The sequence below is a fragment of the Microbacterium sp. NPDC056234 genome, assembly GCF_042267585.1.
Taxonomy (GTDB): domain Bacteria; phylum Actinomycetota; class Actinomycetes; order Actinomycetales; family Microbacteriaceae; genus Microbacterium.
Genome location: NZ_JBHJTE010000007.1, coordinates 15,658 through 40,827, shown reverse-complemented (window position 1 = coordinate 40,827; position 25,170 = coordinate 15,658). Strand labels below are relative to the sequence as shown.

35 protein-coding genes are annotated in these 25,170 nt (G+C 66.1%); 2 read left to right on the top strand and 33 right to left on the bottom strand.

What is annotated here, in order from left to right:
* Window positions 1-118: 118 nt before the first annotated feature.
* The 33 genes from rpsK to ACFCYE_RS16940 form a co-directional block, all read right to left on the bottom strand.
* Window positions 119-517 carry a 30S ribosomal protein S11 gene (rpsK, locus tag ACFCYE_RS17100; protein ID WP_376180669.1) on the bottom strand — a complete coding sequence of 133 codons (399 nt, stop codon included), beginning with the start codon at window positions 515-517 and terminating at the stop codon, window positions 119-121.
* 30 nt (window positions 518-547) lie between these two features.
* Entirely contained in the window at window positions 548-922 is a 375-nt protein-coding gene (rpsM, locus tag ACFCYE_RS17095; RefSeq protein WP_017829190.1) for a 30S ribosomal protein S13, read from the bottom strand.
* A gap of 135 nt (window positions 923-1,057) precedes the next feature.
* Window positions 1,058-1,174, bottom strand: coding sequence for a 50S ribosomal protein L36 (rpmJ, locus tag ACFCYE_RS17090; RefSeq protein WP_005050492.1), 117 nt, complete (start codon window positions 1,172-1,174; stop codon window positions 1,058-1,060).
* A 65-nt stretch (window positions 1,175-1,239) separates the two neighbouring features.
* Window positions 1,240-1,461: a translation initiation factor IF-1 gene (gene infA / locus ACFCYE_RS17085; protein WP_005050493.1), complete on the bottom strand. Its 222-nt coding sequence runs from the start codon at window positions 1,459-1,461 to the stop codon at window positions 1,240-1,242.
* Window positions 1,462-1,625: 164 nt separating this feature from the next.
* Window positions 1,626-2,294 carry a DsbA family protein gene (locus tag ACFCYE_RS17080; protein ID WP_376180667.1) on the bottom strand — a complete coding sequence of 223 codons (669 nt, stop codon included), beginning with the start codon at window positions 2,292-2,294 and terminating at the stop codon, window positions 1,626-1,628.
* 241 nt (window positions 2,295-2,535) lie between these two features.
* Window positions 2,536-3,363: a type I methionyl aminopeptidase gene (gene map, locus ACFCYE_RS17075; RefSeq protein ID WP_376180665.1), complete on the bottom strand. Its 828-nt coding sequence runs from the start codon at window positions 3,361-3,363 to the stop codon at window positions 2,536-2,538.
* 2 nt (window positions 3,364-3,365) lie between these two features.
* Entirely contained in the window at window positions 3,366-3,962 is a 597-nt protein-coding gene (locus tag ACFCYE_RS17070) for an adenylate kinase (RefSeq protein ID WP_376180663.1), read from the bottom strand.
* Window positions 3,959-5,281, bottom strand: coding sequence for a preprotein translocase subunit SecY (gene secY, locus ACFCYE_RS17065; protein WP_376180661.1), 1,323 nt, complete (start codon window positions 5,279-5,281; stop codon window positions 3,959-3,961). The genes ACFCYE_RS17070 and secY overlap by 4 nt, the downstream gene beginning before the upstream one ends.
* 102 nt (window positions 5,282-5,383) lie before the next feature.
* The gene (rplO, locus tag ACFCYE_RS17060; protein ID WP_376180660.1) at window positions 5,384-5,983 is read right to left on the bottom strand and encodes a 50S ribosomal protein L15; all 600 of its coding nucleotides are present in this window, start codon (window positions 5,981-5,983) and stop codon (window positions 5,384-5,386) included.
* Window positions 5,983-6,168, bottom strand: a complete 186-nt coding sequence (rpmD, locus tag ACFCYE_RS17055) for a 50S ribosomal protein L30 (protein ID WP_179432942.1) — start codon at window positions 6,166-6,168, stop codon at window positions 5,983-5,985. Before rpmD ends, rplO begins: the two co-directional genes overlap by 1 nt.
* Window positions 6,168-6,857 (bottom strand): 30S ribosomal protein S5, encoded by a 690-nt coding sequence (rpsE, locus tag ACFCYE_RS17050; protein ID WP_376180658.1) that lies wholly within the window; start codon window positions 6,855-6,857, stop codon window positions 6,168-6,170. The genes rpmD and rpsE overlap by 1 nt, the downstream gene beginning before the upstream one ends.
* Window positions 6,854-7,213 carry a 50S ribosomal protein L18 gene (rplR, locus tag ACFCYE_RS17045; protein ID WP_376180656.1) on the bottom strand — a complete coding sequence of 120 codons (360 nt, stop codon included), beginning with the start codon at window positions 7,211-7,213 and terminating at the stop codon, window positions 6,854-6,856. The genes rpsE and rplR overlap by 4 nt, the downstream gene beginning before the upstream one ends.
* Window positions 7,214-7,215: 2 nt before the next feature.
* A complete protein-coding gene (rplF, locus tag ACFCYE_RS17040; RefSeq protein WP_376180655.1) occupies window positions 7,216-7,752 on the bottom strand; it encodes a 50S ribosomal protein L6 in 537 nt (178 codons plus the stop codon).
* 6 nt (window positions 7,753-7,758) lie between these two features.
* Window positions 7,759-8,157: a 30S ribosomal protein S8 gene (rpsH, locus tag ACFCYE_RS17035; RefSeq protein ID WP_376180653.1), complete on the bottom strand. Its 399-nt coding sequence runs from the start codon at window positions 8,155-8,157 to the stop codon at window positions 7,759-7,761.
* A 129-nt stretch (window positions 8,158-8,286) separates the two neighbouring features.
* Window positions 8,287-8,877: a 50S ribosomal protein L5 gene (gene rplE / locus ACFCYE_RS17030; protein ID WP_376180651.1), complete on the bottom strand. Its 591-nt coding sequence runs from the start codon at window positions 8,875-8,877 to the stop codon at window positions 8,287-8,289.
* Window positions 8,877-9,236, bottom strand: coding sequence for a 50S ribosomal protein L24 (gene rplX / locus ACFCYE_RS17025; RefSeq protein WP_376180650.1), 360 nt, complete (start codon window positions 9,234-9,236; stop codon window positions 8,877-8,879). Before rplX ends, rplE begins: the two co-directional genes overlap by 1 nt.
* Before the next feature lie 2 nt (window positions 9,237-9,238).
* Complete coding sequence (gene rplN / locus ACFCYE_RS17020; RefSeq protein ID WP_025102399.1) at window positions 9,239-9,607, bottom strand: 50S ribosomal protein L14; 369 nt, start codon at window positions 9,605-9,607, stop codon at window positions 9,239-9,241.
* Entirely contained in the window at window positions 9,604-9,927 is a 324-nt protein-coding gene (rpsQ, locus tag ACFCYE_RS17015) for a 30S ribosomal protein S17 (protein WP_264156995.1), read from the bottom strand. Before rpsQ ends, rplN begins: the two co-directional genes overlap by 4 nt.
* The gene (rpmC, locus tag ACFCYE_RS17010; protein ID WP_376180648.1) at window positions 9,927-10,241 is read right to left on the bottom strand and encodes a 50S ribosomal protein L29; all 315 of its coding nucleotides are present in this window, start codon (window positions 10,239-10,241) and stop codon (window positions 9,927-9,929) included. Before rpmC ends, rpsQ begins: the two co-directional genes overlap by 1 nt.
* Window positions 10,241-10,660, bottom strand: a complete 420-nt coding sequence (gene rplP, locus ACFCYE_RS17005) for a 50S ribosomal protein L16 (protein ID WP_264156993.1) — start codon at window positions 10,658-10,660, stop codon at window positions 10,241-10,243. The genes rpmC and rplP overlap by 1 nt, the downstream gene beginning before the upstream one ends.
* A complete protein-coding gene (rpsC, locus tag ACFCYE_RS17000) occupies window positions 10,660-11,418 on the bottom strand; it encodes a 30S ribosomal protein S3 (RefSeq protein ID WP_264156992.1) in 759 nt (252 codons plus the stop codon). Before rpsC ends, rplP begins: the two co-directional genes overlap by 1 nt.
* Window positions 11,418-11,816 (bottom strand): 50S ribosomal protein L22, encoded by a 399-nt coding sequence (rplV, locus tag ACFCYE_RS16995; RefSeq protein ID WP_147037973.1) that lies wholly within the window; start codon window positions 11,814-11,816, stop codon window positions 11,418-11,420. Before rplV ends, rpsC begins: the two co-directional genes overlap by 1 nt.
* Window positions 11,817-11,841: 25 nt before the next feature.
* Window positions 11,842-12,123, bottom strand: coding sequence for a 30S ribosomal protein S19 (gene rpsS / locus ACFCYE_RS16990; protein ID WP_018171448.1), 282 nt, complete (start codon window positions 12,121-12,123; stop codon window positions 11,842-11,844).
* Between the two features lie 12 nt (window positions 12,124-12,135).
* Window positions 12,136-12,975 carry a 50S ribosomal protein L2 gene (rplB, locus tag ACFCYE_RS16985; protein ID WP_376180646.1) on the bottom strand — a complete coding sequence of 280 codons (840 nt, stop codon included), beginning with the start codon at window positions 12,973-12,975 and terminating at the stop codon, window positions 12,136-12,138.
* 21 nt (window positions 12,976-12,996) lie between these two features.
* A complete protein-coding gene (rplW, locus tag ACFCYE_RS16980; protein WP_376180644.1) occupies window positions 12,997-13,320 on the bottom strand; it encodes a 50S ribosomal protein L23 in 324 nt (107 codons plus the stop codon).
* The gene (gene rplD / locus ACFCYE_RS16975) at window positions 13,317-13,979 is read right to left on the bottom strand and encodes a 50S ribosomal protein L4 (RefSeq protein ID WP_376180642.1); all 663 of its coding nucleotides are present in this window, start codon (window positions 13,977-13,979) and stop codon (window positions 13,317-13,319) included. Before rplD ends, rplW begins: the two co-directional genes overlap by 4 nt.
* Before the next feature lie 2 nt (window positions 13,980-13,981).
* Complete coding sequence (gene rplC, locus ACFCYE_RS16970; protein ID WP_376180641.1) at window positions 13,982-14,641, bottom strand: 50S ribosomal protein L3; 660 nt, start codon at window positions 14,639-14,641, stop codon at window positions 13,982-13,984.
* Between the two features lie 8 nt (window positions 14,642-14,649).
* Window positions 14,650-14,958, bottom strand: a complete 309-nt coding sequence (gene rpsJ, locus ACFCYE_RS16965; RefSeq protein WP_017201594.1) for a 30S ribosomal protein S10 — start codon at window positions 14,956-14,958, stop codon at window positions 14,650-14,652.
* A gap of 711 nt (window positions 14,959-15,669) precedes the next feature.
* Entirely contained in the window at window positions 15,670-15,882 is a 213-nt protein-coding gene (locus ACFCYE_RS16960) for a hypothetical protein (protein ID WP_376180639.1), read from the bottom strand.
* A gap of 113 nt (window positions 15,883-15,995) precedes the next feature.
* Window positions 15,996-17,348: a DUF222 domain-containing protein gene (locus ACFCYE_RS16955; RefSeq protein ID WP_376180637.1), complete on the bottom strand. Its 1,353-nt coding sequence runs from the start codon at window positions 17,346-17,348 to the stop codon at window positions 15,996-15,998.
* 62 nt (window positions 17,349-17,410) lie between these two features.
* Entirely contained in the window at window positions 17,411-18,922 is a 1,512-nt protein-coding gene (locus tag ACFCYE_RS16950) for a sugar transferase (protein WP_376180635.1), read from the bottom strand.
* A 64-nt stretch (window positions 18,923-18,986) separates the two neighbouring features.
* Window positions 18,987-20,732, bottom strand: a complete 1,746-nt coding sequence (locus ACFCYE_RS16945) for a DUF4012 domain-containing protein (protein WP_376180634.1) — start codon at window positions 20,730-20,732, stop codon at window positions 18,987-18,989.
* Between the two features lie 74 nt (window positions 20,733-20,806).
* Window positions 20,807-22,951 (bottom strand): hypothetical protein, encoded by a 2,145-nt coding sequence (locus ACFCYE_RS16940; RefSeq protein WP_376180632.1) that lies wholly within the window; start codon window positions 22,949-22,951, stop codon window positions 20,807-20,809.
* Window positions 22,952-23,074: 123 nt separating this feature from the next.
* On the opposite strand from ACFCYE_RS16940, the gene ACFCYE_RS16935 reads away from it, so the two are divergent.
* A complete protein-coding gene (locus ACFCYE_RS16935) occupies window positions 23,075-24,202 on the top strand; it encodes a glycosyltransferase (protein WP_376180630.1) in 1,128 nt (375 codons plus the stop codon).
* The gene (locus ACFCYE_RS16930; RefSeq protein ID WP_376180628.1) at window positions 24,199-25,167 is read left to right on the top strand and encodes a glycosyltransferase family 4 protein; all 969 of its coding nucleotides are present in this window, start codon (window positions 24,199-24,201) and stop codon (window positions 25,165-25,167) included. The genes ACFCYE_RS16935 and ACFCYE_RS16930 overlap by 4 nt, the downstream gene beginning before the upstream one ends.
* The last annotated feature ends 3 nt before the right edge of the window (window positions 25,168-25,170 follow it).

The window sequence follows — 25,170 nt, the reverse complement described above, 5'->3', positions numbered from 1 at the left end:
GTGTGTTCCTTTCGATCACATGCCCGCTATATGACATGTGGTGGGTGAGGTTCTTGAGTTGTGGAAACCTGCGGCGAGGATGCCGGCCCCGTGACGGGACCGGCATCCTCGAACGAAATCAGACGCGACGGCGCTTCGGCGGACGGCAGCCGTTGTGAGCCTGGGGCGTGACGTCCTGGATCGAACCCACCTCGAGGCCTGCGGCCTGCAGCGAGCGGATCGCGGTCTCGCGGCCCGAACCCGGACCCTTCACGAGGACGTCGACCTTCTTGACGCCGTGCTCTGCAGCCTGACGTGCTGCCGACTCGGCGGCCATGCCGGCCGCGTACGGGGTCGACTTGCGGGAGCCCTTGAAGCCCACGCCACCGGACGATGCCCACGCGATGACAGCGCCGGTCGGGTCGGTGATCGAAACGATCGTGTTGTTGAACGTCGACTTGATGTGGGCCTGGCCCAGCGCGATGTTCTTCTTTTCCTTGCGGCGCGGCTTGCGCGCGGCGGCCTTGGGTGCAGCCATGAAAGTTTTCTCCTATTCCCTGGCCGCTGCTTAGCGGGCCTTCTTCTTACCGGCGACGGTGCGCTTCGGGCCCTTGCGGGTACGGGCGTTGGTCTTGGTGCGCTGACCGCGGACCGGGAGGCCACGACGGTGACGGATGCCCTCGTAGGAGCCGATCTCGACCTTGCGACGGATGTCTGCGGCGACCTCGCGGCGCAGGTCACCCTCCACCTTGTAGTTGCCTTCGATGTGGTCGCGCAGTGCGATGAGCTGGTCGTCGCTCAGGTCCTTCACGCGGATCGACTCGTCGATCTCGGTGGCCTTGAGGATCTCGACCGAGCGGGTACGGCCAACGCCGTAGATGTACGTAAGTGCGATCACCACGCGCTTATCGCGCGGGATGTCGACGCCGGCAAGACGTGCCATGCGAATCTCCTGAAATGTGGTGGAGGTGTGGAGCAGGATCGGTGCCCGGGCCTCCGCCCCGAGGTGTCCCCCACCGAAGTGGGTTCTGATCCTGCCTGTTGTGTATTGAGTTGTGGAGTCAGATCAGAAGAGTGATCAGCCCTGACGCTGCTTGTGGCGCGGGTTGCTCTTGCAGATCACCATGACGCGGCCGTGACGACGGATCACCTTGCAGTGATCGCAGATGGGCTTGACGCTGGGGTTGACCTTCATTGTGTTTCCTGTTCGCTGTCTTCACCGGGCAGGCGTGAATGCCTGGGGTGTTACTTCTCGACCGATCAGCGGTAGCGGTAGACGATGCGGCCGCGGGTCAGGTCGTAGGGGCTGAGCTCCACGACCACGCGGTCCTCGGGGATGATGCGGATGTAGTTCTGCCGCATCTTTCCGGAGATCGTTGCAAGAACCTTGTGTCCGTTGGTGAGCTCGACGCGGAACATCGCGTTGGGCAGCGCCTCGGACACGACGCCCTCGATTTCGATGACACCGTCTTTCTTAGCCATAAACTCGCTGACGCTTCTGCAGATCGGCCGATCTGCGGTGGATGGATGGGTTGGATGCGCGCCTTAGCCGGACACGCCGAACTAGGCGCAAAGCACCAAAGATCAATATTAGACGACGGCGGCGCATCCGGCAAATGGGATGCGCCGCCGTCGTGTCGATCCGGTCAGCTGATCAGATCGGTCAGCTTCTTGAAGTCCGCATCATTGGTCAGATCGAGCTTCGTGTCGTTCAGCACCACGGTCGGCGTGCCCGAGATCTCGTTGCTCTTCGCCTGAGCGGCACCGTACTTCTTGTACGTCTCGTCAGTGATGCACGAAACCGCGTCGTCAGCGCCGACCTCGGTGGCGAAGTCGGCGAGCTGCTGAGTGGTCAGACCCGACGTGTTCTCGGCCGGCTGGTTCTCGAACAGGATGGCGGCGTAGTCGAGGTACAGCTCGGGGGCCGTCGATGCCACACAGACGGCAGCGCCTGCCGAACGCGACGAGTACTCCGTCCCCTGCGAGTATCGATCGAGGATGGCGATCGGGTGGTAGCGAAGCGTGATCGCGCCGTCCGCTGCTGCCTGCTCCAGCGCAGGCCCGAACTGCTCCTCGAAGTTCTTGCAGGCCGGGCACTGGAAGTCGACGAACACGTCGACGACGTCGTCGCCCTCACCGATCGTGATCGCCCCGGTCTCCGCATCGAAGATCTCGTTGCTCTCCGGCGTCGCGCCCGGTGCCGTGGCCTGGTTGTTCAGGAACACGACGAGGCCGCCGAGAACCACCAGGATGACGACCACAGCGGCCGAGATCCAGATGGCGAACCAGTTGGTCTTGCCCTGTGCTGCTGCCATTGCGTTCCGTTCTCTCAGGACTCGCGCGTTCGCGCGGCCCTCCTGCGAAGTCTTCCGGCGCGCGCAGCGCCGCACGACAATCCTGCCGCCCCATCCTATGCGCCCGTTGTGAGCCCCCTATCCGCGCCCTGCCCCGCCCCTTCCGCTCCAGAGGATCGCAGCACGGCTGATGCTCTCCCCCGGCGACTCCGCGAGTGCGCGAACCACGCGAAGGGCCGACCGGCGGGCAGGAAAGCCGGCGCTACGCGAAGGGGGTCGGAACGACGCCGAAGGGCGCGAGGCCGGCGGCCCCGCCGTCCACCGCCGTCAGCACCCAGATGCCGTCCGCGTGCACGGCGACGCTGTGCTCCCAGTGGGAGCCGTCGCTGCCGTCGACCGTGGAGACGGTCCAGTCGTCGTCCTCCACGAACGTGGCCTCGCCGCCGGCGGTCACCATCGGCTCGATGGCGAGCACCAGGCCGGGCTTGACCTCTGCCCCGGCATCCGGTGTCCGGTAGTTGAACACGCTGGGGGCTTCGTGCATCTTGCGTCCGATGCCGTGGCCGACGTACTCGCGCAGGATGCCGTAGTCCCCCTGCGCCTCGATGTAGTCCTGGATGGCGGCGCCGATGTCTCCGAGGTGCCGCGCAGACGCCATCGCCGCGATGCCGGCCCACATCGAGCCCTCAGTCACCCGCGACAGTTCGAGCCGCGCAGACACAACCTCAGGCCGCGACGCATCCGGAATCACGATCGTGCGCGCGCTGTCGCCGTTCCAGCCCTGGAACTGCGCACCGCTGTCCACCGACACGATGTCGCCCGGCTCGAGCACCCGAGAACCCGGGATGCCGTGCACCACCTGCTCGTTGACCGAGATGCAGGTGGTGTGGCTGTAGCCGCGAACGAGCTTGAAGTTGGACTCCGCGCCGCGGGCGAGGACGGCGGCGGATGCCGCGGCATCCACCGATTCCGTCGTCGCGCCGGGCAGAATCGCCGCCGTGGCCGCATCCAGGGATGCCGCGGTGATGAGTCCTGGTTCGACCATCGCGCGCAGCTGCGCGGGGGTCTTGTAGATCGAGCGGCGGAACACGCTCAGACCGTCACGCGCAGGCCGCGGGCGTCCAGCGCCGCGGAGATGCGCTCGGTGATCTCGTCGAGCGAGCCGACGCCGTCGATGCGGTCGACGATCCCGCGCTCGGAATACGTCTCCAGGATCGGAGCCGTCTCGTGCTCGTAGATGTCCAGACGGTGCGCGATGGCCTCGGTCGTGTCGTCCGAGCGCCCCTGCTCCGAAGCCCGCAGCTGCAGCCGCTCGATGCTCTCCTCACGCGGGACGTCCAGAAGGATCACGGCATCCAGAGCCTCGCCGCGTGCAGTCAGGAACGCTTCGAGGTGCGTGACCTGGGCGGCGTTGCGCGGATACCCGTCCAGCAGGAAGCCGTTCGCGGCGTCCTCCTGCGACAGCCGGTCGCGCACGATCTCGCTCGTGAGCTCATCCGGCACCAGGTCGCCACGGTCGAGGATCGACGTGACCTTCTGGCCCAGCTCGGTGCCGTTCTTGATGTTGGCACGGAAGATGTCGCCGGTGGAGACCACGGGGATGCCGTAGGACTCTGCGACGCGAACACCCTGCGTGCCCTTGCCGGAGCCCTGCGGGCCGACGATGAGGAGACGTGCGGATGCTGTCATCGGAGGAGCCCTTCGTAATGGCGCTGCTGAAGCTGAGCGTCGATCTGCTTGACCGTCTCGAGACCCACACCCACGATGATGAGGATCGACGCACCACCGAACGGGAAGTTCTGGTTCGCGTCGACGGTGGCCAGCGCCACCAGCGGGATGAGAGCGATCAGACCCAGGTAGATGGATCCCGGGAAGGTGATGCGCGTCAGCACGTAGTCGAGGTATTCGGCCGTCGGACGACCGGCACGGATGCCGGGGATGAACCCGCCGTACTTCTTCATGTTGTCGGCGACCTCGACGGGGTTGAACGTGATCGCGACGTAGAAGTACGTGAAGCCGATGATGAGCAGGAAGTACACCGCCATGTACAGCGGGTGGTCACCGGTGGTGAAGTACTGCGAGACCCACGTGACCCATGCGGCCGGCTCCGAGCCGTCCTGCGGCGTGTTGAACTGTGCGATGAGCATCGGGATGTACAGCAGCGACGAGGCGAAGATCACCGGGATCACACCGGCCATGTTCACCTTGATCGGGATGTAGGTGTTCGTCCCGCCATAGGTGCGGCGTCCGACCATGCGCTTGGCGTACTGCACCGGGATGCGGCGCTGCGACTGCTCGACGAAGACGACGAGTCCCATCACGACGATGCCGACGGCGAGGACGAGGAGGAAGACCTCGAAGCCCTTGGCCTCCCAGATCATCCACATGGCGGACGGGAAGGTCGCGGCGATCGAGGTGAAGATGAGCAGCGACATGCCGTTGCCGATGCCGCGCTCGGTGACGAGCTCGGCGAACCACATGATGAGGCCGGTACCGGCGGTCATCGTGATGATCATCAGCAGCTGCGCCCACCACACGTCGTTGGTCAGCAGGTTCTGGCAGGCCGCGACGTCGGTCGTTCCGAACAGCTGACCGCTGCGCGCCACGGTGACGAGAGTCGTCGACTGCAGCAGTGCCAGGGCGATGGTCAGGTATCGCGTGTACTGCGTGAGACGCGCCTGCCCCGCCTGGCCCTCCTTGTGAAGGGTCTCGAAGTGCGGGATGACGACGCGCAGCAGCTGGGTGATGATCGTCGCCGTGATGTACGGCATCACACCCAGCGCGAAGATCGACAGCTGGAGCAGTGCTCCGCCCGAGAAGAGGTTGACCAGGCTCAGCAGCCCCTCGGTGCCCGAGGTGAGTGCCAGACACTGCTCGACGTTCGGGAAGTTCACGAACGGAGCCGGGATGTGCGAGCCGAACCGGTACAGGGCGATGATCGCCAGTGTGAAACCGATCTTCCGACGGAGGTCGGGCGTGCGGAAGATCCGCGCAATGGCGCTAAACAAGGGATTTCCTCCAGAAAGGTCGCCGTCGACACAGCTGACGGCCGAAAGACCAGAGTAACGCACAGAGGGGCCGGAGAATTCTCCGACCCCTCTGGGCTGTGGTTACTTGACGGAACCGCCGGCCGCCACGATCTTCTGCTCGGCAGAACCCGAGACCTTATCGACCGAGACGGTGAGCTTCACCGCGATGTCCCCGTTGCCGAGGACCTTGACCTTCTCGTTCTTGCGCACGGCACCCTTGGCGACCAGGTCGCTGACGGTGACGTCTCCACCCTTGGGGTAGAGCTCGGCGAGCTTCTCCAGGTTCACGACCTGGTACTCGACGCGGAACGGGTTCTTGAAGCCGCGCAGCTTCGGGGTGCGCATGTGCAGCGGCATCTGCCCACCCTCGAATCCGACGCGAACGGTGTTGCGGGCCTTGGTGCCCTTCGTGCCACGACCGGCCGTCTTGCCCTTGGAGCCCTCACCGCGACCGACACGGGTCTTCGCGGTGTTGGCGCCGGGGACCGGACGCAGGTGGTGCACCTTCAGGACGCCGGGACGCGTGGTCGCGGCTTCCTTCTTGGCAGCAGGCTTCTTGGCGGCCGGCTTCTTGGCAGCCGGAGCCTTCTTCTCAGCCGTGGCCTTCGAGGCAGCAGCCTTGGGGGCGGCAGCCTTCTTGGGGGCCTTCTCAGCCTCGACGGCTTCGTTCTTCTCAGCCATTAGTCGATCTCCTCAACCTTGACGAGGTGGGCGACGGTCCGGACGTAACCGCGCGTCTGCGCGTCGTCGGGGCGGACGGTGGTGTCACCGATCCGCTTCAGACCGAGGCTGCGCAGCGTGTCACGCTGGTTCTGCTTCTCGCTCACCTTGGACTTGATCTGCGTGACCTTGAGGCGCGCAGCCATCAGGCACCTACCTTCTGCGCTGCGGCCGCCTCGGCCTCCGCGCGGACGAGACGCGCCGGTGCGACCTGGTCGAACTCGAGGCCACGACGTGCGGCGACCGCACGGGGCTCCTCGAGCTGCTTCAGGGCAGCAACCGTCGCGTGCACGATGTTGATCGTGTTCGACGAGCCGAGCGACTTCGACAGCACGTCGTGGATGCCGGCGCACTCGAGCACGGCGCGAACCGGGCCACCGGCGATAACACCGGTACCGGCAGCAGCCGGACGAAGCAGCACGACACCGGCCGCGGCCTCACCCTGCACGGGGTGCGGGATGGTCTTCGCGACACGGGGGACGCGGAAGAAGTTGCGCTTGGCCTCTTCGACACCCTTCGAGATGGCCAGGGGCACCTCACGGGCCTTGCCGTAGCCGACGCCGACCAGACCGTTGCCGTCACCGACGACCACGAGGGCGGTGAAGCTGAAGCGACGTCCACCCTTCACGACCTTGGAGACGCGGTTGATGGTGACGACGCGCTCGAGGAACTGGTTGTCCCCACGGTCGCGCGAGTTGCGGTCACGGCCACCCTGGTTGCGGTCACGACCGCCGCGGCGGCCTTCACGCTGCGGCTCGGCCTGCGTGGTGCCGGCGGCCGTCTCGGAAGTGGCAGCTGCCGCTTCGGTCACTTCGTTCTCCTTGTTGTCACTCACAGTGCCAGCCCTCCTTCACGAGCGCCATCGGCGATCGCCGCGACACGACCCGCGTAGCGGTTTCCGCCACGGTCGAACACGGCTTCGGAAACACCGGCAGCCTTCGCGCGCTCGGCGACGAGCTCGCCGACCTTGCGGGCCTTGGCGGTCTTGTCGCCTTCGAGACCACGAACGTCGGTCTCGAGCGTGGATGCCGAGGCCACGGTGTGGCCCTTGCTGTCGTCGACCAGCTGGACGAAGACGTGGCGGGCGGAGCGGTTCACGACGAGACGCGGACGCAGCTCGGTGCCGACGATCTTCTTGCGAAGACGGGCGTGACGACGCGCGCGGGCGTCAGACTTTGACTTGAGAGCCATGGTTACTTACCACTCTTTCCGGCCTTGCGACGCACGACCTCGCCCGCGTAGCGGACACCCTTGCCCTTGTACGGCTCGGGCTTGCGGATCTTGCGGATGTTCGCAGCTGCCTCGCCGACAGCCTGCTTGTCGATGCCACTGACCGTGAGCTTGTTGTTGCCCTCGACCGTCAGGGTGATACCGGCGGGCGGGTCGATCAGAACCGGGTGCGAGAAGCCGAGGGCGAACTCGACCGAGCTGCCCTTCTGCTGCACGCGGTAACCGGTGCCGACGACCTCGAGGCCCTTGGTGTAGCCCTGGGTGACGCCGATGATGTTGTTGTTGATGAGCGTGCGGGTCAGGCCGTGAAGCGACCGCGACTCGCGCTCGTCGTCGGGGCGAGAGACGAGAACCTGGTTCTCCTCGACCGCGACCTCGATGGGGCTGGCCACCGTGAGGGTGAGTTCACCCTTGGGGCCCTTCACCGCGATCTCACGGCCGTCGACCGAAACGGTCACGCCCGCGGGAATCTCGATGGGAAGTCGTCCAATACGCGACATTTCGTATCACCACACGTAGGCGAGAACTTCTCCGCCCACGCCCTTCTGCTCTGCCTGACGGTCGGTGAGAAGACCGGAGGAGGTGGACAGGATGGCGACGCCGAGGCCGCCGAGGACCTTCGGAAGCTCCGTGGACTTCGCGTAGACGCGGAGGCCGGGCTTCGAAACGCGCTTGATGCCGGCGATGGAGCGCTCACGGTTGGGACCGTACTTGAGCGACAACGTGAGGTTCTTGCCGACGCGGGCGTCGGTGACCTCCCAGCTGGAGATGTAGCCCTCCTGCTGGAGGATCTCTGCGATGTGCGTCTTCAGCTTGCTCGACGGGAGCGTCACGGAGTCGTGGTGCGCCGAGTTCGCGTTGCGCAGACGGGTCAGCATGTCTGCGACCGGGTCTGTCATTGTCATTGTGTTCTTCTTTCAGTCATGAGGTTCCGGCTGCCGTTACACGACAGACGGCCTGCGATGAGCACGCAATCTTCAATTGTACGGCACGCGGGGAGGGCGCCTTGCGGCGTCCCTCCCCGCGTCACCGCATCACGCCTTGGCGTCTTCGGACTTGAAGGGGAAGCCGAGGTGACGCAGAAGTGCGCGACCCTCGTCATCCGTCTTCGCCGTCGTCACCACGGTGATGTCGAAGCCGCGAACGCGGTCGATCTTGTCCTGATCGATCTCGTGGAACACGCTCTGCTCCTGGAGACCGAAGGTGTAGTTGCCGTTGCCGTCGAACTGCTTGGCCGAGAGGCCGCGGAAGTCGCGGATACGGGGCAGTGCGAGCGAGACCAGGCGGTCGATGAACTCCCACGCACGGTCGCCACGGAGGGTGACGTGCGCACCGATGGCCTGGCCCTCACGCAGCTTGAACTGCGCGATGGACTTGCGGGCCTTCGTGACGATCGGCTTCTGGCCGGTGATCTTGGTGAGGTCGTCGACCGCACCATCGATCACCTTGCTGTCGCGAGCCGCCTCACCGACACCGGTGTTGACGACGACCTTGACGATGCCGGGGATCTGCATCACATTCTGGTAGCCGAACTCTTCCTGCAGCTTCTGCTGGATCTCGGCCTTGTACTTCTGCTTCAGGCGCGGCTGGATCTTGCCAGCCGGCGCGGCAGTGTCGGTGCTCATCAGAGGTCCTTACCTGACTTCTTCGCGTAACGCACACGGACGGTGCGCTTCACGCCGTCCTTGGTCTGCTCCTCGACGCGGTGGCCGACGCGGGTCGGCTTCTTCGTCGAGGGGTCGATGACCTGGACGTTGGAGATGTGGATGGGAGCCTCGATGGTCTCGATGCCGCCCGTCTTCGTGCCGCGCTGCGTCTGGCCGACGCGCGTGTGCTTGGTGACGTAGTTGACGCCCTCGACGATGACGCGGTTCTCGGCCACGATGACCTCGAGAACCTTGCCCTGCTTGCCGCGGTCGCCGCCCTTGTCCTGCTTGCGGCCCGTGATGACCTGAACCAGGTCGCCCTTCTTGATGTTCGCCATGATCAAATGACCTCCGGGGCGAGCGAGACGATCTTCATGAACTTCTTGTCGCGAAGTTCACGACCGACCGGTCCGAAGATACGGGTGCCGCGGGGCTCCCCGTCGTTCTTCAGGATCACGGCGGCGTTCTCGTCGAACTTGATGTACGAACCGTCGGGACGGCGCGTCTCCTTCTTGGTGCGGACGATGACCGCCTTGACGACGTCGCCCTTCTTCACGTTTCCGCCAGGGATCGCGTCCTTGACGGTCGCGACGATGGTGTCACCCAGGCCGGCGTAACGACGGCGCGAGCCGCCGAGGACGCGGATGGTGAGCAGTTCCTTCGCGCCGGTGTTGTCGGCGACCTTGAGGCGGGACTCCTGCTGAATCACTTGGCCTTCTCCAGAATCTCAACCAGACGCCAGCGCTTGGTGGCGCTGAGCGGCCGGGTCTCGTTGATGAGGACCAGGTCGCCGATGCCGGCGGTGTTGCCCTCGTCGTGCGCCTTCACCTTGGAGGTGCGGCGGATGACCTTGCCGTACAGCGGGTGCTTCACGCGGTCTTCGACCTCGACGACGATGGTCTTGTCCATCTTGTCGCTGACGACGTATCCACGGCGCGACTTGCGGTAACCGCGAGCGTCCGCGTCGCGCACATCGTGCTCGCCGTGCTCCACGGTGTCCGCCTTGACGGCAGCCTTCTTCTCAGCCATTACTCGGCCTCCTCCTTCGGCGCGTCAGCCGAGTCGGCCTTCTTCGCCTTTGCCTTGGACGCCTTCTTGGCCGGAGCCTCGACCGGAGCGGGCGTCGCACGGATGCCCAGCTCGCGCTCACGGATCACGGTGTACAGGCGCGCGATGTCGCGCTTGACGGCGCGGATGCGGCCGTGGCTCTCCAGCTGGCCGGTGGCCGACTGGAAACGGAGGTTGAACAGCTCCTCCTTGGCCTTACGCAGCTCCTCGACGAGGCGCTGGTCTTCGAACGTGTCGAGCTCGCTGGGAGCGAGCTCCTTGGTGCCGATCGCCATTACGCGTCGCCCTCCTCGCGCTTGATGATGCGTGCCTTGAGAGGCAGCTTGTGAATGGCACGGGTCAGTGCTTCGCGAGCGAGCTGCTCGCTGACGCCGGCGACCTCGAAGAGGACGCGACCCGGCTTGACGTTTGCGACCCACCACTCCGGCGAACCCTTACCGGAACCCATGCGGGTTTCGGCCGGCTTCTTCGTGAGCGGACGGTCGGGGTAGATGTTGATCCACACCTTGCCGCCACGCTTGATGTGACGGGTCATCGCGATACGAGCGGACTCGATCTGACGGTTCGTCACATACGCGGGGGTGAGCGCCTGGATACCGTACTCGCCGAAGGAGACCTTCGTGCCGCCGGTTGCCTGGCCGCTGCGCCCCGGGTGGTGCTGCTTGCGGAACTTGACCTTACGGGGAATAAGCATCAGGCAGACGCTCCTTCTGCGACGGGGGCCTCGTTGCGAGGGCCACGGCGACGGTCGCCACCGCGGTCGTCACGACCGCGCGACTTGGGCGCGTTTGCCTGCTCGCGAGCGAGTTCCTTGTTGGTGAGGTCACCCTTGTAGATCCAGACCTTCACGCCGATGCGGCCGAAGGTGGTCTTGGCCTCGTAGAAGCCGTAGTCGATGTTCGCGCGCAGCGTGTGCAGCGGCACACGACCCTCGCGGTAGAACTCCGAACGGCTCATCTCGGCGCCGCCGAGACGGCCGGAGACCTGGATGCGGATGCCCTTGGCGCCGGCGCGCTGAGCGCCCTGCAGACCCTTGCGCATCGCACGACGGAACGCCACACGAGCAGAGAGCTGCTCGGCGATGCCCTGCGCGACGAGCTGAGCGTCGGCCTCGGGGTTCTTGACCTCGAGGATGTTCAGCTGGATCTGCTTGCCGGTGAGCTTCTCGAGGTCACCACGGATGCGCTCGGCCTCAGCACCACGACGACCGATGACGATACCGGGGCGCGCGGTGTGGATGTCCACACGCACGCGGTCACGGGTCCGCTCGATCTCGATGTTGCTGACGCCGGCACGATCCAGCTGCGTCTTCAGCAGGTTACGGATCTTGATGTCCTCGGCGACGTAGTCCGCGTAGCGCTGACCCGGCTTCGTCGAGTCAGAGAACCAGCGCGAGACGTGGTCGGTGGTGATACCGAGGCGGAAGCCGTACGGGTTTACCTTCTGTCCCATTACTTGCTCGCCTTCTTCTTGCTGTCGCCCTCGGCCGCGGCAGCGACCTCCGGCGTCGAGAGCACGACCGTGATGTGGCTCGTGCGCTTCTTGATCTGGAAAGCGCGACCCTGTGCACGGGGGCGGAAACGCTTGAGCGTCGTGCCCTCGTCGACGTAGGCGTTCGCCACGTACAGGTCCTGCTCGTCGAGGTACTCGCCGTCACGATCCGCCTTCACCTGTGCGTTGGCCATGGCCGACGCGACAAGCTTGTAGATCGGCTCACTGGCGCTCTGCGGTGCGAACTTCAGGATCGCGAGAGCCTCCTGGGCCTGCTTGCCCTTGATGAGCGCGACGACACGACGAGCCTTCTGAGGGGTCACGCGGATGTGTCGCACGCGTGCGATGGACTCCACCATTTCTCTCTCCTCTATCGCCCCCGCGTCAGCGGCGGCGGCCCTTCTTGTCGTCCTTCACGTGGCCGCGGAAGGTGCGGGTGGGCGCGAACTCGCCCAGCTTGTGACCGACCATGGTCTCGGTCACGAACACGGGGATGTGCTTGCGACCGTCGTGGACGGCGATGGTGTGTCCCAGCATGGCGGGGATGATCATCGAGCGTCGCGACCAGGTCTTGATGACGTTCTTCGTGCCGGCTTCGTTCTGCACGACCACCTTGCGAAGCAGGTGCTCGTCGACGAAGGGGCCCTTCTTAAGACTGCGAGGCATCTTCTCTTACTCCTACTTACGCTTCTTGCCGGCGTTACGACGACGCACGATGTACTTGTCGCTTTCCTTGTTGGCGTGACGGGTACGACCCTCAGCCTGGCCCCAAGGAGTGACGGGGTGACGTCCACCGGACGTCTTGCCCTCACCACCACCGTGCGGGTGGTCGACCGGGTTCATGGCGACACCACGCACGGTCGGGCGGACGCCCTTCCAGCGCTTGCGGCCGGCCTTGCCCCAGTTGATGTTCGACTGCTCGGCGTTGCCGACCTCGCCGATGGTGGCGCGGCAGCGTGCGTCGACGTTGCGGATTTCGCCGGACGGCAGACGAAGCTGCGCGAAGGCGCCATCCTTGGCGACGAGACGCACCGAAGTCCCCGCAGAGCGAGCCAGCTTCGCGCCGCCGCCGGGGCGGAGCTCGATCGCGTGGATCACGGTACCGGTGGGGATGTTCTTCAGCGGCAGGTTGTTGCCCGGCTTGATGTCGGCCGATGCACCCGACTCGACGACGTCGCCCTGGCTCAGCTTGTTCGGCGCGAGGATGTAGCGCTTCTCGCCGTCGAAGTAGTGCAGCAGTGCGATGCGTGCGGTGCGGTTGGGGTCGTACTCGATGTGAGCGACCTTGGCGTTGACGCCGTCCTTGTCATTGCGACGGAAGTCGATGACACGGTACTGGCGCTTGTGGCCACCACCGATGTGACGGGTCGTGATGCGGCCCTGGTTGTTACGGCCACCGGTCTTCGACAGGGGACGCAGCAGCGACTTCTCGGGCGTCGATCGGGTGATCTCGGCGAAGTCGGCCACCGACGAACCGCGACGACCCGGGGTCGTGGGCTTGTACTTGCGAATAGCCATGATTGTCCTTTATCCCCCGGATCAGCCGATTGCCGTGAAGATGTCGATGGTGCCCGACTTCAGGCTGACGATGGCGCGCTTGGTGTCCTTGCGCTTACCGGTGCCGAAGCGGGTGCGACGGGCCTTGCCGACGCGGTTGATCGTGTTGACCGCTGCGACCTTGACGTCGAAGATCTTCTCGATGGCGAGCTTGATCTCAGTCTTGGAGGCGCGCGGGTCCACGAGGAACGTGTACTTTCCCTCGTCGATGAGCGAGTAGCTCTTCTCGGACACGACCGGCTTCAGGATGATGTCGCGCGGGTCCTTGTTGAGAGCGGTCGTCAGGACGGTTGCCTGCTCGGTCATGCCGAGACCTCCTCGGTTGCGCCGGTCTTCGAAGCGATGAACGCCTCGAGCGCGGCCTTGGTGAAGACGATGTCGTCGGAGACGAGCACGTCGTAGGCGTTGAGCTGGTCGTAGGTGAGCCAGTGCACGTTCGGCAGGTTGCGAACGGACTTGAGCGTCACCTCATCGTCACGCTGGGTGACGACCAGGATGTTCTTCGGGCCGGCGACCTGAGCGAGCAGGCTCGCGGCGGTCTTGGTCGAAGGAGCGGAGTCGATGCCGAAGGTCTCGACTGCGTGCAGACGCTCGCCGCGGAAGCGGTCGCTCAGCGCACCCAGCAGGGCGGCCGCGATCATCTTCTTGGGGGTGCGCTGCGCGTAGTTGCGCGGCTTCGGTCCGTGGACGATGCCACCACCGGTCATGTGCGGCGCGCGGATGGAACCCTGACGGGCGTTACCCGTGCCCTTCTGCTTGAAGGGCTTGCGGCCTGCACCGGAGACCTCACCGCGACGCTTGGTCGAGTGGGTGCCCTGACGCGCAGCTGCGAGCTGTGCGACGACGACCTGGTGGATCAGCGGGATGTTCGTCTTGACGTCGAAGAGCTCGGCGGGCAGCTCGATGGAGCCGGCCTTCTTGCCGTCGGCCTTCAGGACGTCGAGCGCGAGAGTCGAGTCAGCCATGATCAGGCACCCTTCACTGCGTTGCGGACGTAGACGACGCGGCCACGCGCACCGGGGACGGCGCCCTTGACGAGCATGAGTCCCTTCTCGGCGTCGATGGCGTGCACCGTGAGGTTGAGGACGGTCACGCGCTCGCCACCCATACGGCCGGCCATGCGCATGCCCTTGAAGACGCGGCTCGGGGTCGACGATGCGCCGATGGAGCCGGGCTTGCGGTGGTTGCGGTGGGAACCGTGCGATGCCGAAACGCCCTTGAAGTTGTGGCGCTTCATGACACCCGCGGTGCCCTTGCCCTTGCTGGTGCCGACGACGTCGACCAGCTGGCCCGCCTCGAAGAGACCGTCGACCGTGAGCTCCTGACCAAGCGAGTAGTCAGCAGCATCCGCCGTGCGGATCTCGGTGACGTGGCGGCGCGGCGTGACGCCGGCTGCCTCGAAGTGAGCGGAAAGGGGCTTGTTCACCTTGCGGGGGTCGATCTGACCCGCAGCGATCTGAACGGCGTTGTAGCCGTCCTTCTCGGGGGTGCGGACCTGCGTGACCACGTTGGGTGCGAGCTCGATGACGGTGACGGGAACGATCTTGCCGTTCTCATCCCACACCTGCGTCATGCCGAGCTTGGTGCCCAGCAGTCCCTTGGAAATCTTTGCGTTGATGTCAGCCATGTCGATCCTCAGAGCTTGATCTCGATGTTGACGTCAGCCGGAAGGTCGAGACGCATCAGCGAGTCGACGGCCTTGGGCGTCGGGTCGACGATGTCGATCAGACGCTTGTGGGTGCGCATCTCGAAGTGCTCGCGGCTGTCCTTGTACTTGTGGGGCGACCGGATGACGCACACGACGTTCTTCTCGGTCGGAAGCGGCACGGGGCCGACGACGGTTGCGCCCGCACGGGTCACAGTGTCGACGATCTTGCGCGCCGACGTGTCGATGACCTCGTGGTCATACGACTTCAGGCGAATGCGGATCTTCTGTCCCGCCATTTGTCTGCTCACTCTCTTTAAGCGTCTTACCGTCCTGGGCCGGGTGACTCAGGGGCATTGGACGCACGATGACGCTGTTCGCGCCTCGGCACTCGACAGGCTCCGGGGAGCCGATCTGCGCACCACTGTTCTTCTGTCAGTCCGCGCACCTCGCGGCGCACGGCAGAACCTCTCAGCAGAGGTGTCGGGGATGTTCTTCTACCCGCGGCCTAGAACCCTGCTGCCTCTAGAAGAGGCGCCGTCTATGCACTGCCCTGGTAGTGATCCGCGAGGCACGCATAGCGCACCCCAGGAATGTGGAACTTATCTATTGTGCCATGGGTGATTTCGGTTCTGCAAACCCGGGCGTGTCGCGCCGGCATCCGAGGGGGAGGTCGTGGGGCGAGGCATCCCCATGCCTCGCCCCACGCGGGGATGCGTTCAGCGCGAGGGGGCGCGCCGAACGCGGGGTTCGGGGCGCGAAGGGACGCCCCGATCCCCGTCGGAGGCATGGCGGATCGGCTGCCGTGTCGGCAGCGCGCGACGCGCAGAAGGCGTCGTTGACGCATCGATCCCCAAAATCGTTCCCCAGTCGTGTGCACGGCTCAGCCGTGCGGTTCGGGATCGCGAACCCCTTCGCAATCCCAGCCGCAAGGTCCCCAGGCGGCTGCCCCGATAGTAGCGGAAAGGGAGCCCCTCCGTGAAGAGAGGCTCCCTGACCGAACTCGGTGTCTACTCGTTGCCGACGGCCTTGTCGGCTCCGTCGCGGATCTCGTCGATCTTGTCAGCGGCTCCGGGTGCGACCTTCTTGGCGAAGTCGGCGACTCCGTCGAGCACCTTGTCGCTGATGTCCTCGGCCTGCTCGCTCTTCACGGCTTCGGCGATCTTGTCCTTGTGCTCCTCGTAGAGGTCCTTGCCCTTGTTGACTGCGTCATCGATTCCCATTGCATCCCTCTCGATCCGTTGCCGGCAAGGTCGGCCGACGCTCCCATTCTGTCCGGCGGATGCCGGGAGGGGAAGAGTCAGGATGCCGGGGGCGGCCGGATGCACTGCTCGTGTCAGGCGGCGAGGTTGTAGCGGGCGGTGCCGCCGAGGCGCGGGGTGCGGTTCGGGTCGACATGGGGCGGCGGGATGAACCAGACGCGGGCCGTGACGCCGGTGCCGTCGATGCGGATGTCCCATCCGTTGTCGTGGATGCGGTGGTGGCAGTTCTCGCAGAGCAGCACACCTCGGTCGAGGTCGGTTCGGCCGTGGTCGCGTTCCCACCAGTCGATGTGATGGGCGCGGGTCATCGAGGGCGGCAGAGTGCACATCGCGCAGCCGCCGTCTCGTTCGGCCAGGGCGAGGCGCTGCGCCCGGGTGAAGAAGCGTTTCTCTCGCCCCCAGTCGAGGATCTCGCTATCCTCGCCGAGCACACACGGGATGACACCCCCGCTGGCGGCCATGCGCCGCACGGTGCCGATGCCGACCCGCTGGTCGATCCCGTCGATACTGCCGTAGCCGGTGCCGTCGCTGAGGTCGTCGAGTGCAACGCGCACGATCACCGTCGCGCCGGCGAGAGCGGGGGTGCTGTCGTCGCACCCGCGGACGTGGGCGCAGATGTCGCGGAGCCCGTCGGCCTGGATCTGCGCGACCGTGCGGCGATCGGCGTCCGGGCCGTTCGGGTCCAGCGTGTTCTTCCGGGCCGCGAACACCGCGGTGACGTACCCCTCCAGGGCCGCCTTGATGGGCGCGCCGGTGGCGACATCGACATCACCATCGATGTGCAGACGCCCGTCCCGCTCGAACATCACCAGCGAGTTCTGTGCTCTGAGAGCCTCTTCTCGCGGTGCGACGCCGTCCGGGTCGAGGAACGCCTCGGCGCGCGTGACGAGCGTCCGGACCTCGTTCAACGACAGCCCCGCCGCCTTCTCCGCCAGGAGCGCTTCCGCTTCGAAGATGCGGTCGGTGCCGATCTTCACCCCGACCCGGTCCAGCAGCGTGACGATCAGTCCGGCGGCCGGCGCGCCGATCCTGCCGGCACCGAGAGCTTTGCGCACGGCGGGGTACTTCGCCGGCAACCGCCCCCCGAGCAGATCGCTTCGAGGTGCGGTGGCTTCGCCGATCGCGACCAGCCGCGATGCCTCCCCGGTCGAGCGGCCGGTCACCGTCGCGACGAATTGGGCGGCATTGCGGAACCCCTGCTCCTTCGCCAACGAACCGGCGCCGAGCTCGACGCGCGACTCCCGGGCGATCCCGGCCGCGACTTCGGTCTCGAGGGCGTCCACGAGTCGGTGCAGCACACCCAACGCGTCGTTCGCCGCGACCAGCCCGGCCCGGCTCAGATCACTCGCATGCCCCGCATCCGCCCACACCGCATCAAGACGGGAAACCGCCTCGTGCAGAGCATCCAGATGCGTCGTCTTCGACATACCCCCAGACTACTCCGCCAGCATCCGAAAGGGAATAGATGTTCGAAAGATATATTCGAAACTCAGTGCGCCGTCGCGCCCGGGGTGATGACCGCACGGACCGTGCGGAACAGGATGATGATGTCCTGCATGAGCGACCAGTTCTCGACGTAGTAGAGATCGAGACGAATGGTCTCCTCCCACGACAGCGAGGAGCGACCACTGACCTGCCAGAGACCGCTCATCCCCGGCTTCACGAGAAGACGCCGGTAGGCGACGTCGTCGTAGAGCGCCACCTCAGTGGCACGCTGAGGTCGAGGGCCGACGAGACTCATCTCCCCGCGGAAGACGTTGACCAGTTGCGGCAGCTCGTCGAGCGAGTGCTTGCGAAGGAATCGCCCGACTCTGGTGATCCGCGGGTCATCGTTGATCTTGAACAGCGGCGTGGTGCCGTCGCCCTGCAGATCGAGCAGCGAGGCGAGCTGGTCGTCGGCGTCGGCCACCATCGATCGGAACTTCCGCATGCCGAATGTCCGTCCGCCGCGACCGATGCGCTCCTGGCGGTACAGGATGCCTCCCGGACCGTCGATGCGGATCGCGATCGCCGTCACCAGGAAGACCGGCGAGAACAGCACCAGCAGGATCGTCGATCCGACGAGATCGAAGGTGCGCTTGAGGAATCGGGCCGCCCCCTCCATACGAGGGAAATCGACGTGCACGAGCGGAAGGCCGGCGACCGGAGTGGCATGCAGGCGCGGGCCGGCGATGTCGGTGAGCGCAGGAGCCATGATCAGCTGGATGTCGCGATCGGACACCGCATAGCCGAGCCGACGCATCATCTCAGGGTCGATGTCGTCCGAACCCGCGATGATCAGTGCGTCGATGTTGGCCGCGTCGAGAGCCCCCTCGGCATGGGCGATATCGGCGAGCACGTCGATGTCCGGCACTCCCTCGGAAGCGACACCGTTCGTGATGACCCCGACGATCTCGTAACCGCTGCCCGGAGTACGACGAATCTGGCCGGTGACATGCCTGACCTTCGACGGTTCGCCGATGACGACCGCACGGTGCAGATACTGCTTGTTCTTCTGTCGGGCACGCAACCACTGGCGCCACAGCCAGCGCGACAGCAGCAGGAGCATGACGCCCAGGGGGAAGATCACCGCCACGAGCACCCGGGACAGGTTCATCCCGAGGAAGTAACCCATCGCGACGGTGAAGGCGAAGACCGCGATCGAGGCGTTGACGAGACGCCGATACTCGATGTATCCGCTGCCGACGATGTGGCGCTCGCGGCTGTCGGTGGCGTCGAGGGCGATGAGCCAGAGCACGCCGATGATGATGAGCGCGGCCGTATAGGAGAAGCGAGGACCACCCGGCCACGACACGGCGGTGGTGATGCTGGGGATGGCGACCAGCCATCCGACGACCAGTGTGATCGCCAGCACCGCGACATCGCTGTAGAAGAGACGGCTCGCGTAACGACGCGGCCACGCGACCCGACGCGCTTTCTGAACGGGAATCCGAGAGGTCTCCCCCGACTCCCCCGAGACATCGGAGCTGCCGCGCTCAAGCTGAACGACGACGACGCTCACCCCCCTGTGACGACACCAGAACTCGAGTCATTGTACCCGCTTGGATGCCGTTCGAAAGGTCCTCTCACCCGGAGCAGCCGTCGGTGACGACCGGCTTCTCGCCGTTGACCATCGGATTCGTGCGGACCTCGAGAGGGCCGTAGTCGCCTCCGGCTCCGACGAACGTCGCAGTGACGTCGACGGAGTCCCCCGGGTCGAACCACGCTTCGAACGCGACGACCGGTCGGCCGAGGTCATCGACGTCGCGGTGCATCACCGAGACCTCGTCGCCGTTGAAGGTCGCATCGGACAACGTCGTACCCGGAGGGCCGTAGACGAAGATCCAGTCACGGAAGCGGGCGCCGAAGGTCATGCTCTGCACGTAGCGGGGCAATGCCTCCGCCTGCCGCTGGGTCAAAGGCAGCGTGAGCGACGCGTTCGCGGTGAACGTCGCCGTATCCCCTTCGCAGACGGCTGTCGCCGTGGTGGCCGTCTCGGTGAAGTAGTCGATCTTCGAACCGTTGCTGTTGTTGAAGTAGATGCCGACCGCGGTGACGTCCTTGTTGTGCGGGGGCAGAATACCGCTCATCTTGGTACCGTCGATCGCGTCGGCGACCTCCTTGTCATCGCCCCAGACGAGGACGCTGCCGTGGGACGCGCTCTCCGTGATCGCCCACATCATGTCCTTGATGTCGAAGTCGCCGGCGGCGATCGTGTCGAAGATGGCCGCGGCCGTGTCGGCGAAGAACCCGTCGACGAGTTCGGGCTCCTTGTAGGAGTCCCATCGCCCGTAGACCTCGCTCAGCAGCACCGAGACGGCGTTGTCGGAGGAGAGCACCTCGCCGGAGGCGAGCTCGATCGGGCCCGTCGCGACGAGAATCCGCTGCAGCGCGAGAGGGTCGATCGAGATCACGCCTGCGACCTCGTCCGGTGCGATGTCACGCTGCCACCAGGCGCGCAGGATCTGCGCCGCGGAGGGGAAGTCGGGACGACTCGTGCTCGTGTTGATGTGGTCCACGAGATAGCTCGTGTAGAGCTGGATGGCGCTGTCGGGAACGGGAACGTCCACGGCGACGCCGTTCTGATAGCTTCCGCTGTTGCCCTGCGCTCCCATCGAGATCTTGCCACCGTCGACCTTGACGAGCGTCTGCGCTGCCGCGCTGCCGCCGAGGGCGAGCGACTCGGCATTGTTCTGGAAGACGAGCAGATAGTTGCGTTCGCCGTCTCCTCCGAGCAGTTTCGGCATGATGCCGATCATCGGGGCCGCCGCCGACATCACTTCGTCTACCTGCTCGACGCCGTCACGGACGACCGAGATGAGGAAGGGAGAGTTCGACACGGCATCCAGTCCGTCGGCGAGCTCCACGATGTGGTCGCCCTCGTCCTCGGTCGCCTGGAGCAACCGCACCGTGACCGATTCGGTGTCGTCCTCGTCACCCATCACGGGCAGTGCCACGCCGTTGACCAGAGCGTCGAGGGACTGCGCCGCGAGGCGCACCCCCCTGAGGTTGTCCCCCACCACGGGAACCCACTCCATGAGCCACCAGACCGGATCGGATGCCGCAGCTCCCGCACTGGCGGCGTTCTCGGCCAGTTCGGGGAGCGCTTTGTCGACGTCTCCCCCGTTCTGGATGTCGCTGATGAGCTCTTGGCTCTTCGTCAGCCCGTCCTTCACGGTGATGGCGCGCAGTCCGACCCAGCACACGGCGAGAAGGAGGGCGATGACGACGAGCGTGAGAATCACCCAGACGCGACGTCGTCGAACGACCTTGTCCGTCTTCTGATCGCCTTGCTCGTCGCTGCGTTGCGCTCGCCTGCTGTCAGCGCTCATGGACGACTTACCTTTCATACGGGAGGGAACCGGTGCATTCTACCGGCGGCGTCTTAGGACGCAGCCGGGAGCAGTCACTCCGCCTCTGCTTCTGCTTCTGCCTCGGCGTCCGCTTCGGCCTGCGCATCCGCTTCAGCATCCGCCTCCGACGTGATGAAGACCGGAGACGCGCCGAGGGTCAGTGTGACCTCGCCCTTCACGGGCTGGACCAGTTCGGTGTGGCCGGACATGTCGGTGACCGCCAGCGCGACGTCCGATGCGAAGCTGCGCTGCACCTCGGCACCCTTCGCCCATGCGATGCGGGTCTCGTCGCCACCGGCTCCGAACACCGCCACCGTGCTCGCATCGTCGGACTCGTCCGATGCGAACGCCTTGTCCTGCAGCTGCGTGATCATGAGGGCCTGGGCGAAGGCTCCCGGTTTCGGAGCCAGTGCGAGCACGCCCTCGCGCGGCAGGTTCTCGTAGAGGCCGAAGTTCGCCTCGCCCGCCACAGGATCGGGCGTGTCGTTGACGAGGTCGTACCAGAAGTACTTCTCGACGCCGTTCGCGAAGGCCAGCGTCTCGTTGCGCACCATCATCTGCCCCTGCTCGAGCACAGTGACACCGTCGTGGTGCGTGGGGAAGCCCATCTCCGTGACCCACACCGGCCGGGTCTCACCGGTGACCTCCTGCATGTCCGCATAGGACTGCTGCACCGTTCCGGCGATCAGGTCGGCGTTGCGATTGATCCAGGACTCGTAGGGGTGGTAGCTCGCCACGTCGGTGACTGCCATGCCACCGGCCTGCCAGAATCCGACGAACCAGTCACGGTCGTACAGCGCCGTGGAACCCGTGACGATCGGGAGGTCGGGGTAAGCCGTGCTGACGTGGTCGCGAACGGACTGCGCGATCGGCACGTAGCAGGACGGCCCCTGACCGCAGGGGACATCCGTCTCGCGATGGTTGAACTCGTTGAGGACCTCGAGACCGACCAGGTCGAACCTGTCGGCGACGGCCTTCGCATAGGCGCCGTAGGCCTGGATCGACTCGTCTCCGGACGGTGCGCGTCTGGTGCCGTAGAGCCGGTTGCCGTATACGACGAGCCCCAGGAGCTTCACGTCGTTGGCGTGCATGCGCGAGAACTCGCGCACGTAGTTCTCGTCCCAGTTGTATTCGCCACGAGTCTTCTCGTTGCGTTCCCAGGAGATGTCGTTGCGCACCTCGGCGAAGCCGAGCGCAGCGGCCAGAGTCCCCGTGCCGGCGAACGGTTCCTTCTCGACATGGGACGCGACCCCGAAGCGCGCATCCTGCGCCAGGTAGAAGCTGTCGGCGTCGATCACGGCGACGCTGGTATCGATCTTTCGGCCGGATGAATCGCTGACCGAGACGGCGTAGTGTCCCTGCGGAACTCCCGTCAGCGGTAGTCCTGCCAGAGCTCCGCTGACGCTGGCCTGGCCGGTGATCGGGTCGCCTCCGGAGGTGGACGTCGCACTCCACTGCACAGGACCCTCCGCGAGCGAGACGGCGAGAAGCGCGGACTCCGCCGTCATGATGAGCGAATCGTTGACGATGCCCGCGGGTGTCTGCACCGCCTCGAACGAGCCATTGGGTACGAACTCCTCCCCGCCGCTCGCTGTGATCGAGACGTCGTCGACCCCGAGGCCGCGCACGGCACCGGAGAGGGCGATGTCGATCGACGATTCGGCGGCCTGATCGGCCGGAGTCGTGAACGCGAACTCGATGGTCTCCCATTCCGCGTCCAGCTCGGGAAGCGCGAAGCTCTGGCCGGCGACGTCCAGACGGACACCCGTCTCGGTCTTCTCCTCCTCGAGCACGCGCACGGCGACGCTGAGCGTGTAATCCGTATCGGGCGCGAGAGCGACGGCAGCGGAGGCGGCGATGATGTCGGGGTCGTCTGCCGGAGCATCCACTCGCAACGACACGGCGCCCGTAGCGGCATCGCCGACTTCCGGGAGCACCGCACCGACCACCGTGCGGTCGGCGAGCGTCCACCCGTCGATCGATGCCCGTGCGACGTTCGTCACCGGCACCTCGGCCAGCGGCTCGGGTGGCGGGGTGGTGACGACTGCCTCGGGCGTGGGCTCGGGTGTCCGGCTCGCCTGGGGCTCCGGCTGCTGCGACATGATCACAGCGGCCGTCGCGATGCTTCCTCCGGCCAGGAGCACGGCCGCCGCACTCGCGATGATGATCGTGGTCTTCTTCGTCAGGCGCAGAGCCATCGTGTCCTTTCCCCCCGGGTGGTCACATCAAACCTACCGGCACGAAGCTGACAGACCCTGGAGTCGGCGGGCCGACGAACTTCCCTAGACTCGATGCATGCTTCTTCGTGCAGGGTCGGCCCCGTGAGCGGTGTCCTGGTGCACGAATGGCTCGCCCGGCGAGGCGGGTCCGAGAACGTCTTCGAGTCGCTGACGCGGGTGTTTCCGGATGCCGCCCGTTACTGCCTCTGGAACGACAGCGAAGGGCGCTTCACCGTCGACGGCGAGACGTGGCTTGCACGGACGCCGCTGCGCGGGCACAAGGCCGCGGCGCTGCCCCTCATGCCCCTCGCCTGGCGAGGCCTCCCCGACGTCGATGCCGACTGGATCCTCACCAGCTCCCACCTCTTCGCGCACCACGCGCGATTCGCCGGTGCCGCGAGCCACGCGCCCAAGCTGGTCTACGCGCACACCCCCGCGCGGTACATCTGGAATCCCGAGCTCGACGGGCGCGGCGGCTCGCCGATCGCGAGAGCGGTGGCTGCGCCCCTGAAGAGCCTCGATCGACGGCGGGCGCAGGAGCCCGTCGCGATCGCCGCGAACAGCGTGTTCGTTCAGGAGCGCATCGCCCAGGCGTGGCATCGCGAGAGCACCGTGATCCATCCGCCCGTCGACGTGGCCGGCTTCCTCGGCCCGTCGGAACCGGACGAGCGCGACCAGGAGATCCTCGAGCGCCTTCCGGACCGCTTCCTGCTCGGCTTCTCCCGGTTCATCCCCTATAAGAGGCTGGATCTCGTGATCGAGGCCGGACTCGCCGCCGACGTTCCGGTGGTCCTGGCGGGCGCGGGCTCGGACGAGGACCGCCTGCGCGCGTTCGCTGAAGAACGCGCGCCCGGTCGCGTCCATTTCGTTCGCTCCCCCGGTCACGAGCTGTACCGCGCGCTGCTGAATCGCTGTATCGCGCTCGTCTTCCCGGCCGTCGAGGACTTCGGCATCGTCCCCGTCGAGGCGATGGCGGCCGGACGCCCCGTCATCGCGAACGCGGTGGGCGGCACGGCCGAGACGATCGTGCACGGCAGCACCGGAGCGCTCGTCGAGCACTGGTCGCGCGATGAGTTGCGCAGGGCCGTCGAGACGGCATCCGGTGTTTCGGCCGATGCCTGCCGAACCCAGGGGATGAAGTTCTCCGAAGAGGTCTTCGCCGATCGCATCCGCACCTGGGCCGCCGAGTCGGTCGGCGAGACGAGCGCGCCGGAAGAGAGCCGCGCATGACGCGCGTCCTGGTCGATGACCGCTACCGCGGCGCGCACGGCATCGGCCGATACGCCGCTGAGGTCCTCCCGCGGCTGACGGTGCCGTGGGAGCCGCTCGGCCTCAACGGCTCACCGTTCAGCCCCGTCGACTCGTTCCGCGCGGTCGGCGCGGGGTCCGCTGCGGATGCCGTGGTGTACTCCCCCGGCTACGGCGCACTCGTGCGTGCTCGGAGGCAGCTGCTCACGCTGCACGATCTGATCCAGCTGCAGGCGCCGGGCATCGCCCGCTGGAAGTTCGCGGCGTATTACGCGGGGCCCGTCCGCTCGGTGGTCCGCAGGTCCGGTGTCGTGCTCACCGTGTCCGAGACCTCCGCCCGGGCGCTGCGGGAGTGGATCAACGACGACACCGTCGAGATCGTCAACGCGGGCAACGGGTGCTCGGACGCATTCCGCCCCGGCGCGGACGCCCTGACGACCTCCGACCCCTACCTCCTGTTCGTCGGCAACGGGCGCGCGCACAAGAACCTCGACGTCGTCCTCGACGCCCTCGCCGCAGCGCGCGACGTGCGCCTCGTGGCCGTCGTCCCCGAGCGCGAGATCGTCGACCTGAGTGCTCGTGCGATGCACCGCGGCGTCGATGCCCGAGTGCGCTGGGTGAGTGGCGTCGACGATGAACAGCTCGCCGAGCTGTACCGAGGCGCCGCTGCGACCGTGATGCCGTCGAAGCTGGAAGGGTTCGGTCTGCCGGCTTTGGAGTCGATCCGGTGCGGGGTGCCGGTCGTGCATTGGCGCGGGTGCGAATCGGTCGCGGAGATCGTCGGGGATCGCGGGTGGTCGGTTGCGTCGCCTGACGACGCGGACGAGTGGTCGGACGCGCTGGTCCGCGCCGTCTCCGCGCAGCGGCGGGTCGATCCGCCCGAGGGTTACGACTGGGACCGCACCGCGGCGATCGTCTCGGAGACGATCGGGCGGATGCCCGGTTGACGC

Excerpts from the sequence above, each read along its gene's own strand:
- rpsK (WP_376180669.1), bottom strand. The coding sequence starts at position 517 with ATGGCTGCACCCAAGGCCGCCGCGCGCAAGCCGCGCCGCAAGGAAAAG.
- rpsM (WP_017829190.1), bottom strand. The coding sequence starts at position 922 with ATGGCACGTCTTGCCGGCGTCGACATCCCGCGCGATAAGCGCGTGGTG.
- rpmJ (WP_005050492.1), bottom strand. The coding sequence starts at position 1,174 with ATGAAGGTCAACCCCAGCGTCAAGCCCATCTGCGATCACTGCAAGGTG.
- infA (WP_005050493.1), bottom strand. The coding sequence starts at position 1,461 with ATGGCTAAGAAAGACGGTGTCATCGAAATCGAGGGCGTCGTGTCCGAG.
- ACFCYE_RS17080 (WP_376180667.1), bottom strand. The coding sequence starts at position 2,294 with ATGGCAGCAGCACAGGGCAAGACCAACTGGTTCGCCATCTGGATCTCG.
- ACFCYE_RS17070 (WP_376180663.1), bottom strand. The coding sequence starts at position 3,962 with ATGACAGCATCCGCACGTCTCCTCATCGTCGGCCCGCAGGGCTCCGGC.
- rplO (WP_376180660.1), bottom strand. The coding sequence starts at position 5,983 with ATGGCTGAGAAGAACGAAGCCGTCGAGGCTGAGAAGGCCCCCAAGAAG.
- rpmD (WP_179432942.1), bottom strand. The coding sequence starts at position 6,168 with ATGGCTGCGCGCCTCAAGGTCACGCAGATCAAGTCCAAGGTGAGCGAG.
- rplR (WP_376180656.1), bottom strand. The coding sequence starts at position 7,213 with ATGGCTCTCAAGTCAAAGTCTGACGCCCGCGCGCGTCGTCACGCCCGT.
- rplF (WP_376180655.1), bottom strand. The coding sequence starts at position 7,752 with ATGTCGCGTATTGGACGACTTCCCATCGAGATTCCCGCGGGCGTGACC.
- rpsH (WP_376180653.1), bottom strand. The coding sequence starts at position 8,157 with ATGACAATGACAGACCCGGTCGCAGACATGCTGACCCGTCTGCGCAAC.
- rplE (WP_376180651.1), bottom strand. The coding sequence starts at position 8,877 with ATGAGCACCGACACTGCCGCGCCGGCTGGCAAGATCCAGCCGCGCCTG.
- rplX (WP_376180650.1), bottom strand. The coding sequence starts at position 9,236 with ATGGCGAACATCAAGAAGGGCGACCTGGTTCAGGTCATCACGGGCCGC.
- rpsQ (WP_264156995.1), bottom strand. The coding sequence starts at position 9,927 with ATGGCTGAGAAGAAGGCTGCCGTCAAGGCGGACACCGTGGAGCACGGC.
- rpmC (WP_376180648.1), bottom strand. The coding sequence starts at position 10,241 with ATGGCGATCGGCACCAAGGAGCTCGCTCCCAGCGAGCTCGACACGTTC.
- rplP (WP_264156993.1), bottom strand. The coding sequence starts at position 10,660 with ATGCTTATTCCCCGTAAGGTCAAGTTCCGCAAGCAGCACCACCCGGGG.
- rpsC (WP_264156992.1), bottom strand. The coding sequence starts at position 11,418 with ATGGGACAGAAGGTAAACCCGTACGGCTTCCGCCTCGGTATCACCACC.
- rplV (WP_147037973.1), bottom strand. The coding sequence starts at position 11,816 with ATGGTGGAGTCCATCGCACGCGTGCGACACATCCGCGTGACCCCTCAG.
- rpsS (WP_018171448.1), bottom strand. The coding sequence starts at position 12,123 with ATGCCTCGCAGTCTTAAGAAGGGCCCCTTCGTCGACGAGCACCTGCTT.
- rplB (WP_376180646.1), bottom strand. The coding sequence starts at position 12,975 with ATGGCTATTCGCAAGTACAAGCCCACGACCCCGGGTCGTCGCGGTTCG.
- rplW (WP_376180644.1), bottom strand. The coding sequence starts at position 13,320 with ATGACCGAGCAGGCAACCGTCCTGACGACCGCTCTCAACAAGGACCCG.
- rplD (WP_376180642.1), bottom strand. The coding sequence starts at position 13,979 with ATGGCTGACTCGACTCTCGCGCTCGACGTCCTGAAGGCCGACGGCAAG.
- rplC (WP_376180641.1), bottom strand. The coding sequence starts at position 14,641 with ATGGCTGACATCAACGCAAAGATTTCCAAGGGACTGCTGGGCACCAAG.
- rpsJ (WP_017201594.1), bottom strand. The coding sequence starts at position 14,958 with ATGGCGGGACAGAAGATCCGCATTCGCCTGAAGTCGTATGACCACGAG.
- ACFCYE_RS16960 (WP_376180639.1), bottom strand. The coding sequence starts at position 15,882 with ATGGGAATCGATGACGCAGTCAACAAGGGCAAGGACCTCTACGAGGAG.
- ACFCYE_RS16955 (WP_376180637.1), bottom strand. The coding sequence starts at position 17,348 with ATGTCGAAGACGACGCATCTGGATGCTCTGCACGAGGCGGTTTCCCGT.
- ACFCYE_RS16945 (WP_376180634.1), bottom strand. The coding sequence starts at position 20,732 with ATGAGCGCTGACAGCAGGCGAGCGCAACGCAGCGACGAGCAAGGCGAT.
- ACFCYE_RS16940 (WP_376180632.1), bottom strand. The coding sequence starts at position 22,951 with ATGGCTCTGCGCCTGACGAAGAAGACCACGATCATCATCGCGAGTGCG.
- ACFCYE_RS16930 (WP_376180628.1), top strand. The coding sequence starts at position 24,199 with ATGACGCGCGTCCTGGTCGATGACCGCTACCGCGGCGCGCACGGCATC.